Origin of the sequence: Enterococcus sp. OL5, assembly GCF_006491895.1 — a bacterium.
Taxonomy (GTDB): domain Bacteria; phylum Bacillota; class Bacilli; order Lactobacillales; family Enterococcaceae; genus Enterococcus_D; species Enterococcus_D innesii.
In genome coordinates, this window is sequence record NZ_VHIL01000007.1 from 76,795 (window position 1) to 91,331 (window position 14,537).

Consider the following 14,537-nt stretch of genomic DNA (forward strand, 5'->3'; position numbering starts at 1 on the left):
CGTATCAGCAACAAAGAACCCGCAGTCTGCAAAAAGCCAGACTATGGGTTCTTTGTGGTTGAACGTCTGTTTATTTCTTCAAAAACCCATCATTGTAATCCTTGATCGTCTTGTCGATTGCCTCATCTAATGTAATTTCATCATTTAATACTTGCACGATGGCATCACGGTAAGCCCCTGTCAATCCAGTGTAGCCTTTCATACTCATCGTCACTTGATCGGTGGTTTGCTTGCTGCTGATTGGTTGAGCAGCGGCTGCGATCTCTTGGTTGTAGATTTCATAAGCGTCCTGACCTTGTTCATAATCGACCGTCAAATCTTCCACCGCAGGTAAGTAGCCAGCATAGGTACAAAGCTGTTTGTAATTTTCTTCTTCGTACAACCATTTGATGAATTTTTCGCCTTCTTCACTGTTTTTACTATTGTTGAAGCCAGTGATGAAGTTGCCGCCCATATTTACCGCGCGGGTCTCTTCATAAGGAGAATAGGTGGATTGCCAGTTAAAGTTGCTGATGTTGGTAGAAAAATCAACGATCTGCCAGCTGCCAGAAAAGTAAGCTGGAACACGGCCGCTCTTGAACATAGCAGAAGCATCTTCTCCAGAGGTCCAAACCGATTTTGGCATCACTTCGTCATTGTTCAAATCCACAAATTTTTGCAAAGCCGCTTTCGTAGCATCATCGGTCGTATAAGAATCACCGCTGTCATCTAAAAAGAAATCTTGTCCCCCGTATTGATAGGTGAAAGCCCGTAAACGGTGATCCGACGCGTCCATGACCATGCCGTATTTGGCATCGGTTTTTTCAACGACTTCATTGATCGCAGTTAAAAATTCATCCCAAGTCCAAATGTCTTCTTCCGAAGTGGGGTAGGTCACACCAGCTTCGTCAAACAAATCCGTATTGATAAACAACCCAGTGGCAGTGACATCGGAAGGGAGCGCTTTGACGACATCTGCTTCATCTTTGATCGTCATCGATTCCAATGTTTTTGCCTCACTGGCGATGTCTGATAGATCCATCAGATAGTCATTCCAGTCAGGTTGAACGGTAGAAACCCGCACGACCTCTGGCGCATCATCTGCTTGAACAGCTTTGGTGATCTTTGTCAGCAAGTCCGCATAAGGCACATCGGTGACTTCGACAGTCACACCAGTTTCTTCCTTGTATTTTTCCGCCATTTTCGAATAAGCGCCGCCTTCACTGGTATCTCCAGAAACGAACATACGGATCTGTTTGCTGTCGCTGGCACTGTCACCACTGCCGCATCCAGCGACCCCCAACATCACTGCCGCTAAAGACAAAATTGAATACCCTATTTTTTTGTTCATTTTGTTCCTCTCCTTTATTGAATGATTTTTGTTCAAAAAAACGTTTCCAATCGAAAACGATCGAAACGTCCCCCAATGAAAAATAGCTGAAGTTCTGAAAAGATAGCAGTCCTAGGACTGATCGAGGAGTGAAAAGTGCCAATTATCTGACAAAATAAGAGTGGTTCTCCCTCAGTTTAGCGGATAAGATACAAAATACAAAATAAAACGATTTCAAAAAATGCACCAATACTAAAAAAAACGAATTAAAGCTCTTACAACGATAATTAAGAAGTGCTGATAAACGTTAATATAACAAGGTTTGAAAATTTTTTTTGCAAATTGAGTGCAAATCTTTTGTCTAAAACGGGGATTAAGCGTAACATAATATGTGTAATAACTACTTAAAAGAAAGAAGGAGAAAAATATGCATTGGTTATGGGTATTAATCGTAGGAGCTATTATCGGTTTGATCGCCGGAGCTATCACAAATAAAGGTGGATCAATGGGTTGGATCGCCAACATCGTTGCAGGTTTAGTAGGTTCAGCTATTGGACAAGCGATCTTAGGTTCTTGGGGTCCATCACTTGCTGGAATGGCAATCATCCCATCAATTATTGGTGCGGTTATTGTCGTTGCTGTTGTTTCATTCTTCTTAGGACGTTCAAACGGCTAGTCCATTCAGCAATTGTTTCCATTTATTTATTTCGGGTAGCAATTACCTCGAATAGACAGGCAAATCCAGAGTTTCTGGGTTTGCCTTTTTTGTTTTCAAGAAACAAGTACAAGCAATCCTTTTGTCATATCGGGAAATTGTCGTTACACTTGAAGTAGGTCAAAAAAAGAAAGGAAGAGGTTCAATGAAAAAGCAATATGAAACAGCGATGATCAATCGAGGCGGTCGTGTCGGAGAGGTCGAAGCACCAAATGGCAGTTTTCACCTGAAAATTGACAAACCGGGTCTTCATAGTGAAGGGACTAACCCAGAACAATTATTTGCCGCAGGCTATGCTTCATGCTTCAACGGTGCCGTACAGCATATGCTGAAAGAGCATAACATCGAATCCGAATCCGAAGTTAAAGCAAGAGTGTCTTTGTATCAGCATGAGGACGGCAGTTACCAAATCGGCGTGATTTTAGAAGTATCCTTACCAGGCGTTGAAAGGGCCGAAGCGGAGAAAATCGCAGAAGAAGCCCATGATTTTTGTCCGTATTCTCGGGCCACTCGCGGCAACATTGATGTCGAAGTTCAAGTAGTCTAAGCATTATTGCGAATAGACAAACAATAAGCGGCTGATAAATCAGCCGACAAGAGGGAATTCATCAAGGAGGCCAATCAATGAGACAAACAGAGAGCTTGCTGCTTTTAGGCGTGTTTGCGGTTGGCCTTTTTGTGGTGTACTGGCTAAAAAAGCACCGACATACACGCCACAACCAAGCACTGGCAGCCCAGCTGAAGCGTTATCCCAGTGTGCGGCAAGCGTGGCTGGCAGCCGGGGCGAAAAGGGAAGCAGTCCTTTTGGTTCCCGGTTTAAAAGAAGCCACTGCCGCAGTGGCAACGACGGCAACGGCGAAAGCAGAAACGAGGCTGCACAAGCATGCAGATCAATGTCAGGCAATGACCCCACAAGGGTTGGCCGTTTCAGAGGACTATTTGTTCATCTCAGCGTATTGTTCGCAGCAGGAACATCACTCACAGCTTTATATAATAGAAAGAACGAGCGGGCGGCATCTGAAAACGGTGGTTCTGCCAAAACGCCCCCATGTCGGTGGACTAGTCTTTGATCGAGCAACGCAAATGCTGTGGCTAACCATTACAGGGAAAGGAATGGGGCGCGTGGCGTGTGTTTCTTTGCAAGCACTGCTGGAAGATGAAACCAATCAGCCTATCGCTTATCAGCAAGTCATCGAATTGGCAGGCATCACTCACAGCTCCTATTTGGCAGCCGATGGCGGTGAACTTATCTCAGGAACCTTTGCCTTGAAACAAGGGGGTGTGGTGGCGAATTATCCGTTGCCTGTTCTTTCAGACAGCGGTCGCAAAGCGCCTCCTCGCATCAAGCCGCGTAAGAGAAGGGTCACCACCACGAAAGTCCAAAGTATCGCCTTTACCACTGAATACTTGTTGCTGGCGCGTTCTTTTGGACCAGGGTCGGCGGAGTTATGGGTCTTTCCAAAGGATGCAACGGTACTGACCCGCAAACATGCGTTGCGACGCATCAAGTTTCCCCATTACCTTGAACAGATCGTGGTAGAAAAAGGGCAGCTGTACTGCTTGTTTGAAAGTGGGGCATGGGCGTATCGGCAAAAAGGCGGCAGCATTGATGAAGTCGTGGTATTGGACCTTGCGACCTTGCTCCAGTAAAAGCACTGCTTAAAAGAAAAAAGACCAGCCTCTTAAGAAGCTGGTCGTAAGTGCAGTGATTATTCCACGATTGCTCGTTGGATATCTAAGACGGTACCTGTATGAGCATCTGCCAAAAATTCATAGGTGACAAGCTGTCCGTCTTCGGTGCGGGTGATGCCGCCAGTATATCCTTGGGAAGTGATCGCAAATTTGCGCAAAGGTTGTTTTTCGAAATTGATCCAAGAACCTTCGATCGGTCCTTCTTTGATAAACGCCGCTTTTATATTGTCTAAGACATCATCGGCATTCATGGCTTGCCTTTTCTTCAACCAGATCGTTGAAAAAATTCCTCCTGCAAAGCCAAGACCTAAACCGATGGTCAGTCCATTTTTAAAATAATGCAATGGATGCTCATTCTCCATCTAATGTCCCTCCTAAAGTAAGTTTTCCCGAATGTTTTGATCTCGGTGAAAGCACAGGTTCTCTTAACAATAGTTTACCATAGTTTAGAAATATTCTATAAGAAAAATAACCAACAATAGAAATTTGCGCTATAATAAAGAATATCAGTAGGAATAAGGAGGAAGAGAGCACATCCGTTGTTTCACCCAAAAATCGCTGGAAAACACAGCAACAGCAAGCGTTGCTTTTTCAAAAAAAGCAGCTTTGTTTCTTTAGGGCAGCAAATAACCGATACGTGTTTCTCGAATGATCATGGAAGAAAAAACATTTCAACGTATCAAAGAACTAACGGAGTTACAAGGAACCAGCGGGTTTGAACACGACGTGCGCGCGTATATGCGTGAAGCGATGACTCCATTGGTAGATGAAATCCAACAAGATGGCTTAGGCGGCATCTTCGGTTTGCGTCACCACCAAGAAGCAGATGCACCACGAGTGATGTTAGCTGCTCACATGGACGAAGTTGGTTTCTTATTGACGACGATCACCGATCGCGGCTTATTCAAAGTCACTCCTTTAGGTGGATGGAACCCTTATGTGGTATCTGCTCAACGGTTTACATTGAAAACAGCGAAGGGCGATTACCCATGCGTTTCTTCTTCAGTACCGCCACATTTGTTGCGAGGAAGCAGCGGTCAAAAAAATGTCGAAGTGACAGATATTTTGTTTGATGCTGGGTTTGAATCAAAAGAAGAAGCAGAAAGCTTTGGTGTACGTCCTGGCGATACGATCGTCCCACAAGTGGAAACCATCAAAACAGCCAATGGGAAAAACATCATCTCGAAAGCTTGGGACAACCGTTACGGCTGTGCAGTCGTATTAGAAGCACTTGAAGCCTTGAAAGAGGAAACGTTAGGCCATACGCTGATTGCTGGTGCCAACGTTCAAGAAGAAGTCGGCTTACGGGGTTCTCGTCCGTCTGTGACGAAATTCAAGCCAGACTTGTTCTTTGCGGTCGATTGCTCGCCAGCAGATGACACAGTCACGAAAAATGGCACCTTTGGTCATCTAGGAGCAGGGACTTTGATGCGAATCTATGATCCAGGCATGATCATGTTGCCACGGATGAAAGAATTCTTGTTGGATACAGCAGAAAGCAACAACATTCCTTACCAATACTTTGTTTCAAAAGGTGGTACCGACGCTGGTGCGGCACACATGGCAAATGAAGGGATCCCAAGTTCAGTTATCGGTGTTCCTGGACGATACATCCATACCCACCAAACCCTATTCAGTATCGCTGATTATGAAGCGGCACGGGAAATGGTGATTCAAGTCTTGAAAGGTTTGGATCGTTCAACCGTTGATACGATTTTGGCAGGACAATAAGCGAGAACGAACGAAAGCAAAGAGACAGCAACCCGTTGTCTCTTTTTTTCTGCAGGGGTTCTAAGATCAGCATGTCAGTTGGTAGTCCCTGAAAGAAAGGTGTATACTGAAAGAAAAGAAAGTGGTGAGAATTTGATTATTCCAAAAGATTTAGCAGAGTTAGCAACATATGTGGAGAAAGGCAAAAATGTCTTCTTTTTCACCGCCGATTGGTGTGGGGATTGCCGCTACATCAAACCGCAATTGCCTGAAATCGAAGCGGACTTTCCAGATCTTCAATTTATCGAAGTCGACCGTGATGAATACATGGATGTAGCGGTTGAATGGAACATTTTTGGTATTCCTAGCCTCGTCGTTATCGAAGACGGCAAGGAGCTGGGGCGGTTAGTCAACAAGGATCGCAAAACCAAAGAAGAGATCGAAGCCTTTTTAACCAGCGTACAATCAGCATAGGAGGGGAAAAAGATGGAAGCACAAAGATATCAAAACATTTTAGTAGGGATCGACGGTTCAGATCAAGCGATGTCTGCCTTCAAAAAAGCAGTGGAAGTCGCTCGTCGAAATCAAGGGAAGGTCTATGCCGCAACGATCATCGATCAGCAAGTGCCGACCATGATGGGCTATGCACCTTTGGATAGTTCCATCTTGGAACAAGAAAAAGATACGGCGAAAAATCTGATCGACGACTGTAAAGCCTACGCAAAATCAGTAGATTTTGATCTAGTAGAAGGCATCGTCGCTTACGGTTCCATCAAAGACGCTCTTGCCACTCAATTACCAGATAAATACGACATCGATTTGATCATGGTGGGGCAATCCGGGCTGAACGCCGTGGAACGCTTCATGATGGGGAGTGTCGCCAGCTTCGTTATCCGTGAAGCCCGGTGCGACGTGCTGATCGTATCTCCTGAAGAAACCAAAGCGTAAGGTCATTTTTGAAAAAAATAAGCTTGTCGCTGCCGTGTTCTTTTCCTTAGTTCGCATGGTAGTAACAAGTGACAAAAGGAAGTTCCTGAGAATCAACGATTTTGCTCGCTAGTGAAGCATTGTCTTTAGCAAATGAGCAGTAGCTGGTTTTCAGGCTTTTTTGTCTTTGAAAATAACTAGAATTTCAAGGAAAACAAAGAAATTCCATGACGGATGCCGAAAAATTTGATAAGATTATGGGCGGAATGTGTAAGTACCTAAGGAGGAAAAAACGTGATTTTTGCTTATAACAAAGAATATGTCAGTGATACACTGCTTGCCATCACAGCAGATGATAAAGGATTAGAACAAACCGTCGAACGCAAAGGCAATGTTGCTCAAATCAAAAATGAAGAAGGCACGATCGTCGGCTGGAACTTTTTTGCGATCTCAGAAGTGATGACGATCGAAGGCCGTGGTCAAGTGACGTTGACGAAAGAACAAATCCAACAATTGAACACCATAATCAAAGAAGCAGGATTCAGCGAAGAACTGCCTGCAGACACAGAACCAAAAATCGTCGTTGGCTATGTGAAATCTTGTGTAGAACATCCAGACAGCGACCATCTGTCTATCACGGAAACAGAAGTTGGAGATGGGGAAGTCTTGCAAATCGTCTGTGGCGCTGCCAATATCCGTAAAGGCTTGAAAGTCGTTGTCGCTAAACCTGGCGCAATGATGCCGGATGGCTTGATGATTTGGCCGGGGACGCTTCGTGGCGTAGAAAGCTTCGGAATGATCTGCTCTGCTAAAGAACTACATTTAGAAGGTGCACCAATGAAAAAAGGCATCCTTGAGCTGCCTCAAGATGCCGTTGTAGGTGAAGCTTTTCCGGTCGGTAAAGCCTAAAAAAATGAACTGCCGCTTCCTGTTTTTGCGGCAGTTCATTTTTTGATTGTTTCGATTGGTTTTGGTGATTGGCTGCTTAGTTGCTGCTGTCTGTTGATTGTTCGTTGATCGATGTATCAACGGAAAGTTTTACTTCTGCTGTTTTTTCTTCATCGCCACGATAGAAGGTTACAGTGATTGTGTCACCGACTTTGTGTTTGTACAACGCAGATTGCAGATCAGTTGTGGTGCTGACTTCTGTATCATCGATCTTCGTGATAACGTCATATTGTTGCAATCCTGCTTGTTCTGCTGGAGTTGCATTGTTGACTGAGTAGATCACAACGCCTGAAGTTACGGATGAAGGAACTTTCAAGATTTGTTCTTGTTGTTGTGATGTGATGGAACCTAAATCGATCGTTTGGATCCCTAGTGCAGGGCGGACCACTTTGCCGTCTGCTTCTAGTTGATTGATGATTTCAACGACATCGTTACTTGGGATCGCAAAGCCCATTCCTTCGACACTAACGCCTGAAGCAGAACCAGAGGTGCTGGCGATTTTACTTGAGTTGATCCCAATCACTTGACCATCAACGTTGATCAGTGGACCACCTGAGTTCCCTGGGTTGATCGCAGCATCCGTTTGGATCGCATTGATACTGATCGTACCACCAGACTCGTTTTGGCTTGTTACTTGACGATTCAAGGAAGACACGATCCCTTGTGTCACAGAGTTTGCATAGTCAGAGCCTAGAGGAGAACCGATCGCGATTGCTGGTTCGCCGACTTTCAAGGCACTTGAATCGCCAAATGTTGCGGCAGTTGTAACTTTTTCAGAAGAGATTTTTAAGACGGCTAAGTCTGTGTAAGAATCGGTACCTACCAATTCAGCTTTGACTTTTGTACCATCTGCTAAGACAACTTCCAAACCATCTTGACCTTCAACTACGTGGTTGTTGGTTACGACATAGGCATCGTCGCCATCAATTTTGTAGATGACACCACTACCTTCAGAAGAAGCTTCTAAGGCGCTGTCGTCTTCGCTTTGGCTATCGCCTTCACTTTGTCCACCTTGCTGACCAAAGAGGCTGTTCCAATCGTTGCTTTGACTTTGTTGTAGATTAATGATGGAAACGACAGAATCTTGTACTTTTTCAACTGCTTTCGTGACATCGCTAGTCACGTCTAGTTTTACATTGGATACCTGTGTTTGTCCGTTAGAATCTTGGACCCCGCTGTTGGTCGTAGTTTCTGATGTTGAAGTCAAAGATGAACCCATTGCCAAATACAGACCGCCGAAGGTCAATAAACCGCCGACCATACCGCCTAAAATCCCAATACCTAATCGTTTTAATAAACCAGGAGAAGTTTTCTTACCTGGTGTGACATATTTTCTTGCCATTACTATTTCCCCCTTAATGAATAATTCGTTATAATCAGTATATTCCTTCTATCTGAGATTAGTCTACTAAGAGATTTTGAAAAAAATATGAAGAAGTTGCGTAAGAATCTGTTTCAAACGATGAAATTTTCTTCGCAAAACCCGTTCATTTTTGAATAAAAATAGCAGAGAAATCTGGGGAGAATCAAAGGTTTTTTTATCCACAGTGTGTGGACAATCTTGATGGGGTTGGTTGGGTGGATGAAGAAATCGTTGAAGTGTCACAGTTTTATAGATAAGATAGAAGAATTTCAAAGAAAGTCAAAGTGTGTAAAAGGTTGTGGATAGCATTATCCACATTTTCATAAAATAAGGGGATAACGAGGAGGAACCTATGAAAATCAAAATCGTCACAGTAGGAAAACTAAAAGAAAAGTACCTCGTTCAAGGAATCAACGAGTACGCCAAACGATTGGGGGCATACGCAAAGCTTGAGTTTGTCGAAGTACCAGATGAAAAAGCACCAGAAACCTTGAGTGAAGCTCAAATGCTGCAAATCAAAGAAAAAGAAGGCCAGCGCATTTTAGCCAAAATCAAAGACACCGAATATGTCTTTGCCTTAGCAATCGAAGGCACCAATCCCACCAGCGAAGCCTTCGCCAAACAAATCGATCAACTCGGCATCCAAGGAAAAAGCCAACTGACCTTCGTCATCGGCGGTTCCCTAGGCTTAAGCCAAGAAGTCATGACTCGCAGTGATGCCAAAATCTCCTTTGGCAAAATGACCTACCCGCACCAACTCATGAAACTGATCTTATTGGAGCAGATTTATCGCGCGTATCGAATCAATACGGGGGCACCTTATCATAAGTAAATATCTCAAGCAATAGAATAGAAAAAATTATCCACCGGTACTACCGGTAAAAAGGAGCAACAACCATGCGAAACATCAAATTAACGATTGAATATGACGGCAAACGCTACTTAGGGTGGCAACGACTAGGAGATTCTGAAAAAACGATCCAAGAAAAAGTTGAAGGAGTCATCAAATTATTGACGGGAGAAGAAATTGAGGTTGTGGGTTCTGGCAGAACCGATGCGGGCACGCATGCTCGAGGACAAGTGGCGAATTTCAAAACGGCCCATCAAATGAGTTTGCCAGAGATGCAGCAGTTCTTTAACCGCTATTTGCCGCAAGACATCGTCGTCAACAAGATTGAAGAAGTCCCTGAACGCTTCCATTCACGCTATCATGCCAAAGGCAAGCAATACAGATATTATGTTTGGAACAACGCGATCCCATCAGTCTTTGCTCGCAATACTAGTTTTCATTGCCCGCAGCCCCTTGATTTGAAAAAAATGCAGCAAGCGGCTGAGAAGTTGATCGGCACCCATGATTTTATCGGCTTTTCTGCATTGAAAAAATCAAAAAAATCAACGGTGCGCACGATCGATGAAATCACCATCACACCAGAAGGCGACCTATTGCGGTTTACCTTCAAAGGCAACGGCTTTTTGCATAAAATGGTCCGAATCTTGACAGGCACACTGATTGCCATTGGCGATGGCACACTGCCACCAGAAGTGATCGATCAAGTGTTAGCCGATAAAGTACGACAAGCAGCTGGTGAAACAGTGCCTTCTCATGGCTTATTTCTAGATGAGGTGTATTATTAAAAGAAACAGGGTAATGGCTATTTAAGGAAAGGAGATCATCTATTGATCACATTAAAATCCCCACGAGAGATCGAACAAATGAAAACTTCTGGTCGTATCTTGGCAAGTATTCACGAACAGCTACGGGAAAAAATCGTTCCCGGTATCACTACGAACCAAATCAACGCCTTTGTCCATCAACAGATAGAAGCTGCAGGGGCAACAGCAGCGCAAATCGGGTTTGAAGGCTATGAATTTGCGACGTGTATCAGTGTCAATGAAGAGATTTGTCATGGTTTCCCTTCAGAATATGTTTTAAAATCAGGCGATGTCGTCAAAGTCGATTTTTGTGTCGATTACAAAGGGGCAATCTCTGACAGCTGTTGGACGTATGCGGTAGGAGAGATTTCACCAGAACATCAAGCACTGATGGAAGTAACGAAAGAAGCCTTAATGAAAGGTATCGAGCAAGCACAAGTTGGCAACCGGGTCGGCGATATTGGTTATGCGATCCAAAGCTTCGCTGAAGAAAAAGGGTATGGTGTCGTGCGGGACTTTATTGCTCACGGCATTGGCCCAACCATTCATGAAGAACCATTCTTTCCTCACTTCGGCTTGCCTGGCAAAGGAATTCGGTTGAAAGAGGGCATGACGATCACCATCGAACCGATGATCACGACCGGTACTTGGCGCATGAAGATGGACCCGAACGGCTGGACAGAACGCACGATTGACGGCAGCTATTGTGCCCAATATGAACATTCGATCGCCATCACCAAAGAAGGTCCAGTCATCATGACGTTGCAAAAGGAAGAAACGTCAACACAAGGCCGATAGAATAGAAGAAAATACGAAAATCGTTCGAGTGTTTCTACACGAACGATTTTTTGCATTTACTTGTCGAGGTTGCGAAGCTAGGGTATAGCACATTCAAATAGGAAGAAAAGTAGGTCTTTTTAGGAAATGATTATGAAACAATCAAACTACTTCCAGTAGAAGCTTTTTGGAGTAAACATTAAAAGATATAAAAGCTGGATATAAGAAGAGTCAGTACCGAATTATTTTTTTGTTATTTACTTTTTAAAATATCGTCATAGTTTTGAGAGAACGAAAAAAATTCTCGGAAAAATCAGAATCGTTAAATTTAGAAGTTTTTATTCATCTATATTTATCTCTTTACAGCCTTTATTTACTGAAAAAACCGTGATATACTTTTAAGATAAAAATATAAAGGAGAGATAAAGTGAAAAAACGTGTATGGGGTATTTTATTATTAGGAATTGGTTGTTTTTTTGTTCATAATTTCACATTCCAATCTGTACAAGCAGATGAGTTTGACGATGGGCAGGTGACTTTTGAAGACTATTCAAAGGATAATCGTAGTTCAGTTATGACATATGAAGAATATGTAGAATTCATCAATGAAATTAATTCTCAAAATAATCAACTAACAAGAGAGGTCGTATCTCGTTCATTATCAGGCGGTAATCTGAGTCAAAGAGAGCAAATTGTAGCAGAAGCAAAAAAACATATAGGTAAACCATATACTCAAACAAATCCTGATAGATTGGGACCTGACAAATTTGATTGTTCTGGCTTAGTTTATTATGTTTTTAATCAAGTTACAGGAAAAGATGTCGGAAAATTGACGTGGGAGCAAGAGTATGCTGGAAAGCAAATTCCTATCTCTGAGGCTAAACCAGGTGACTTACTTTTTTGGGGAAGTAGAGGGAAAACGAGTCATACTGCCATTTATATTGGAAATAATCAGTATATTCATGCTCCAACTTTTGGAAGAACGGTTGAATTATCTCCAATCTGGGACAGTTTCTATCCATCATTTGCCATCCGGATGGATCTATCAGAATACCAAACAGTGTCTTATGGAAAAACGGTTATGGCGGTCAGTAATTATCCACTATGGAACAACTTGGAATTTACTTCTCAAAATGGAAATACTTCTAATTTTCAAGATGGTTTAGTTTATTATGCGAAAAATCAAATCTCTTTTAGTGATGGTAGAACGTTTTATGAACTATATCGTGGAGATTCCTTTGTAGGATTTATTAATACTGTAGCAGTTGAAGAATTAACCGCTACAAGCGAGAATAAAAATATTATGGCAACTAAAAATTATCCAAGATGGGGAAATCTCTATTGGACTAGTAAACTAGGTGATACTGCTGATTTCGCCGATAATCCAGTGTACTATGCATCTGTTAGTTATACTTTGACAAATGGTAAAAAGTTTTATTCTCTCTATCGTGGTGATCAATGGTTCGGTTATATCAATGCTGAAGCGGTTATTGATTTAAAGGCTGAAAATATTGATAAATTTGTCAGTGCGACGAAGAATTATCCGATTTGGGGAAACCTATATTGGACGAGTAAATTAGGAAGTACAGAAAATTATTCGAGTGGTTTGGTCTATAAAGCAAAATATAAATATACTCTGTCAAATGGAAAGATATTTTATTCTATATATCAAGGCGACACTTGGATAGGTTATATTAATTCTGATGCTACTGAAGATTTAAGAACTGAAAATATTAACATAGAAGTACAGATTACTAGCAAAAACTATCCTATGTGGAACAATTTATATTGGACTAGTAAAAAATTCGAAGCAGGTCAGTTGTATGGTAATAGTTACACTGCTAAAGTAAAATATACATTAGGAAATGGAAAGACCTTCTATTCCTTATATGATAATACAAATACATGGATTGGATATGTTAACACTCAAGGTACAAGTGTTAAATAAGTTCTCGCAAAAATTATCAATATTTTTTACTATCTTAGATGAAAGCAAAAAGCGAATCCACACTTGATTCGCTTTTTGCTTTCTCAAGTTTAATTAATATGATTAGGACAATGAATTTCGAACAATTCATTTAAAAGGAAAAAATTCAAATCGTTTTGCCCCTTTTTCTTATCCCTCTTACCGCTTCAGTGAAAGCTTTATTCAACAACCCTTCAGCAAGCGGTTAAAATCAAGCATCCCCATGATTGAGTTTGTCAGCAACAAAGGTTTCTACACTATACCTGCCCCAGTTTGAGAGACTCTCTATAAATAAAGGGAAGGTTACATCTGTAAAATGACTGACCAAGAGATAACAAGCTTGACCTGAAACTTTATGAAAGACCTCAATTTCTTTGTATTGATTCACGAAGGCTTCAAAAGCTGTATAGCGATTTGAATCCATAAAAAACCGGATGTATTGCGTACTTGGGTAGTTTACTACAATACTAAATCGCTGAATGATTCCCTCATCTTGCAATTTCAAGATCCGATTGCCCACGGCTTGTCCTGTCAGGTGGACCATTTCGCCGATTTCTTTGTTCGATAATTTGCTGTTTTGTTTCAGGATAGCTAGGATTTGTTCATCGATGATGTCCATAAGGGTTCCTCCTTTCATAATGAAAGTAAATTGACTTTATCTTTTTCAAGAGACGCTTTGTTGTACGGTCATATGTATTTATACTGGATTATAACAAATAAGAAAAGAAATGGTGATTCTATGAAAAAAGCTTTAGTAATTATTGATGTCCAAAATGACTATTTTAAAGAAGGAAGAATGGCCCTTCATTCCCCTGAACAGGCGCTTGCAAACATAAATAAACTAGAAGCGACTTTTATCGAAAAGCAACTCCCGATCATCTATATCCAACACATCAACGATCAAGAAGCAGCTGATTTTTTTGAACGAGGGACCAAAGGCGTACTGCTGCATGAACAGTTAAAAACAACGCATTCTTCTATTATTGTCGAAAAGCACTTTCCTAACTCCTTCATTGAAACAAATTTAAAAGAAACGTTAGACTCTTTAGGTGTCCAACAAGTTATCATCACTGGGATGATGACGCATATGTGCATCGATTCAACCACAAGAGCTAGCAAAGAACTCGGTTATCAGCCCATACTGATTTCTGATGCCACGGCAACGAAAGCATTAACATTTGAAGCACACGAAATTCCTGCGGAAGCTGTTCAACGAGCGTTTTTATCGGCGTTGGAAACTTTCTCTACGGTGATGAAAACCGATGACTATTTAAACGGATTGTAGAAAAATTGCGTATTTACCAAAAAAGGCAAAGGTTCATTTGCATTGAGTGGTTCTTGATCACTCTTTGAAATTGGCGATCCTATCTCATTCCGCTTCAATGTTTCTAAAAAAAATGAATGCCCAGTTGCGTACCCACCAATGATACTGAGCTGATCCCTCAGAGGATGAATAAGAACCAACCCATACAAAAGC

Annotated in this window: 16 protein-coding genes; 12 read left to right on the forward strand and 4 right to left on the reverse strand. The window is 42.0% G+C overall.

Annotated features, from left to right (window positions below):
* Positions 1 to 70 precede the first annotated feature (70 nt).
* Positions 71 to 1,330 (reverse strand): ABC transporter substrate-binding protein, encoded by a 1,260-nt coding sequence (locus tag FJU10_RS09870; RefSeq protein WP_077452822.1) that lies wholly within the window; start codon positions 1,328 to 1,330, stop codon positions 71 to 73.
* Between the two features lie 406 nt (positions 1,331 to 1,736).
* Here FJU10_RS09870 and FJU10_RS09875 point away from each other — a divergent pair, with 406 nt between their 5' ends.
* The 3 genes from FJU10_RS09875 (at position 1,737) to FJU10_RS09885 (ending at position 3,674) form a co-directional block, all read left to right on the forward strand.
* Positions 1,737 to 1,985, forward strand: a complete 249-nt coding sequence (locus FJU10_RS09875; RefSeq protein WP_077452821.1) for a GlsB/YeaQ/YmgE family stress response membrane protein — start codon at positions 1,737 to 1,739, stop codon at positions 1,983 to 1,985.
* A 184-nt stretch (positions 1,986 to 2,169) separates the two neighbouring features.
* Positions 2,170 to 2,571 carry an Ohr family peroxiredoxin gene (locus FJU10_RS09880; RefSeq protein ID WP_140965801.1) on the forward strand — a complete coding sequence of 134 codons (402 nt, stop codon included), beginning with the start codon at positions 2,170 to 2,172 and terminating at the stop codon, positions 2,569 to 2,571.
* A 77-nt stretch (positions 2,572 to 2,648) separates the two neighbouring features.
* On the forward strand, positions 2,649 to 3,674 hold the full coding sequence (locus FJU10_RS09885) for a hypothetical protein (protein ID WP_140965802.1): 1,026 nt from the start codon (positions 2,649 to 2,651) through the stop codon (positions 3,672 to 3,674).
* A 59-nt stretch (positions 3,675 to 3,733) separates the two neighbouring features.
* On the opposite strand, the gene FJU10_RS09890 is transcribed toward FJU10_RS09885, so the two are convergent.
* Entirely contained in the window at positions 3,734 to 4,078 is a 345-nt protein-coding gene (locus FJU10_RS09890; RefSeq protein ID WP_005234590.1) for a peptidase, read from the reverse strand.
* 292 nt (positions 4,079 to 4,370) lie between these two features.
* On the opposite strand from FJU10_RS09890, the gene pepA reads away from it, so the two are divergent.
* The 4 genes from pepA (at position 4,371) to ytpR (ending at position 7,262) form a co-directional block, all read left to right on the forward strand.
* Positions 4,371 to 5,447: a glutamyl aminopeptidase gene (gene pepA, locus FJU10_RS09900; protein ID WP_034878843.1), complete on the forward strand. Its 1,077-nt coding sequence runs from the start codon at positions 4,371 to 4,373 to the stop codon at positions 5,445 to 5,447.
* 132 nt (positions 5,448 to 5,579) lie between these two features.
* Positions 5,580 to 5,900: a thioredoxin family protein gene (locus FJU10_RS09905; protein ID WP_026008043.1), complete on the forward strand. Its 321-nt coding sequence runs from the start codon at positions 5,580 to 5,582 to the stop codon at positions 5,898 to 5,900.
* A 12-nt stretch (positions 5,901 to 5,912) separates the two neighbouring features.
* The gene (locus tag FJU10_RS09910; protein ID WP_140965803.1) at positions 5,913 to 6,374 is read left to right on the forward strand and encodes a universal stress protein; all 462 of its coding nucleotides are present in this window, start codon (positions 5,913 to 5,915) and stop codon (positions 6,372 to 6,374) included.
* Positions 6,375 to 6,647: 273 nt separating this feature from the next.
* On the forward strand, positions 6,648 to 7,262 hold the full coding sequence (gene ytpR / locus FJU10_RS09915; RefSeq protein ID WP_140965804.1) for a YtpR family tRNA-binding protein: 615 nt from the start codon (positions 6,648 to 6,650) through the stop codon (positions 7,260 to 7,262).
* A gap of 76 nt (positions 7,263 to 7,338) precedes the next feature.
* Here ytpR and FJU10_RS09920 read toward each other — a convergent pair whose 3' ends face one another.
* A complete protein-coding gene (locus tag FJU10_RS09920) occupies positions 7,339 to 8,643 on the reverse strand; it encodes a S1C family serine protease (RefSeq protein WP_140965805.1) in 1,305 nt (434 codons plus the stop codon).
* A 373-nt stretch (positions 8,644 to 9,016) separates the two neighbouring features.
* Between FJU10_RS09920 and rlmH the strand changes: the two genes are divergently transcribed.
* The 4 genes from rlmH to FJU10_RS09940 all read left to right on the forward strand — a co-directional run bounded on the left by rlmH (position 9,017) and on the right by FJU10_RS09940 (position 13,042).
* Positions 9,017 to 9,496, forward strand: coding sequence for a 23S rRNA (pseudouridine(1915)-N(3))-methyltransferase RlmH (gene rlmH, locus FJU10_RS09925; protein ID WP_008379108.1), 480 nt, complete (start codon positions 9,017 to 9,019; stop codon positions 9,494 to 9,496).
* A gap of 65 nt (positions 9,497 to 9,561) precedes the next feature.
* Complete coding sequence (gene truA / locus FJU10_RS09930; protein ID WP_140965806.1) at positions 9,562 to 10,299, forward strand: tRNA pseudouridine(38-40) synthase TruA; 738 nt, start codon at positions 9,562 to 9,564, stop codon at positions 10,297 to 10,299.
* 42 nt (positions 10,300 to 10,341) lie between these two features.
* Positions 10,342 to 11,115 carry a type I methionyl aminopeptidase gene (map, locus tag FJU10_RS09935; protein WP_140965807.1) on the forward strand — a complete coding sequence of 258 codons (774 nt, stop codon included), beginning with the start codon at positions 10,342 to 10,344 and terminating at the stop codon, positions 11,113 to 11,115.
* A 406-nt stretch (positions 11,116 to 11,521) separates the two neighbouring features.
* A complete protein-coding gene (locus tag FJU10_RS09940) occupies positions 11,522 to 13,042 on the forward strand; it encodes a C40 family peptidase (protein ID WP_223273013.1) in 1,521 nt (506 codons plus the stop codon).
* Between the two features lie 229 nt (positions 13,043 to 13,271).
* Here FJU10_RS09940 and FJU10_RS09945 read toward each other — a convergent pair whose 3' ends face one another.
* The gene (locus FJU10_RS09945) at positions 13,272 to 13,679 is read right to left on the reverse strand and encodes an Lrp/AsnC family transcriptional regulator (RefSeq protein ID WP_411268837.1); all 408 of its coding nucleotides are present in this window, start codon (positions 13,677 to 13,679) and stop codon (positions 13,272 to 13,274) included.
* A 120-nt stretch (positions 13,680 to 13,799) separates the two neighbouring features.
* On the opposite strand from FJU10_RS09945, the gene FJU10_RS09950 reads away from it, so the two are divergent.
* Entirely contained in the window at positions 13,800 to 14,345 is a 546-nt protein-coding gene (locus FJU10_RS09950; RefSeq protein WP_189372289.1) for a cysteine hydrolase family protein, read from the forward strand.
* Positions 14,346 to 14,537 lie beyond the last annotated feature (192 nt).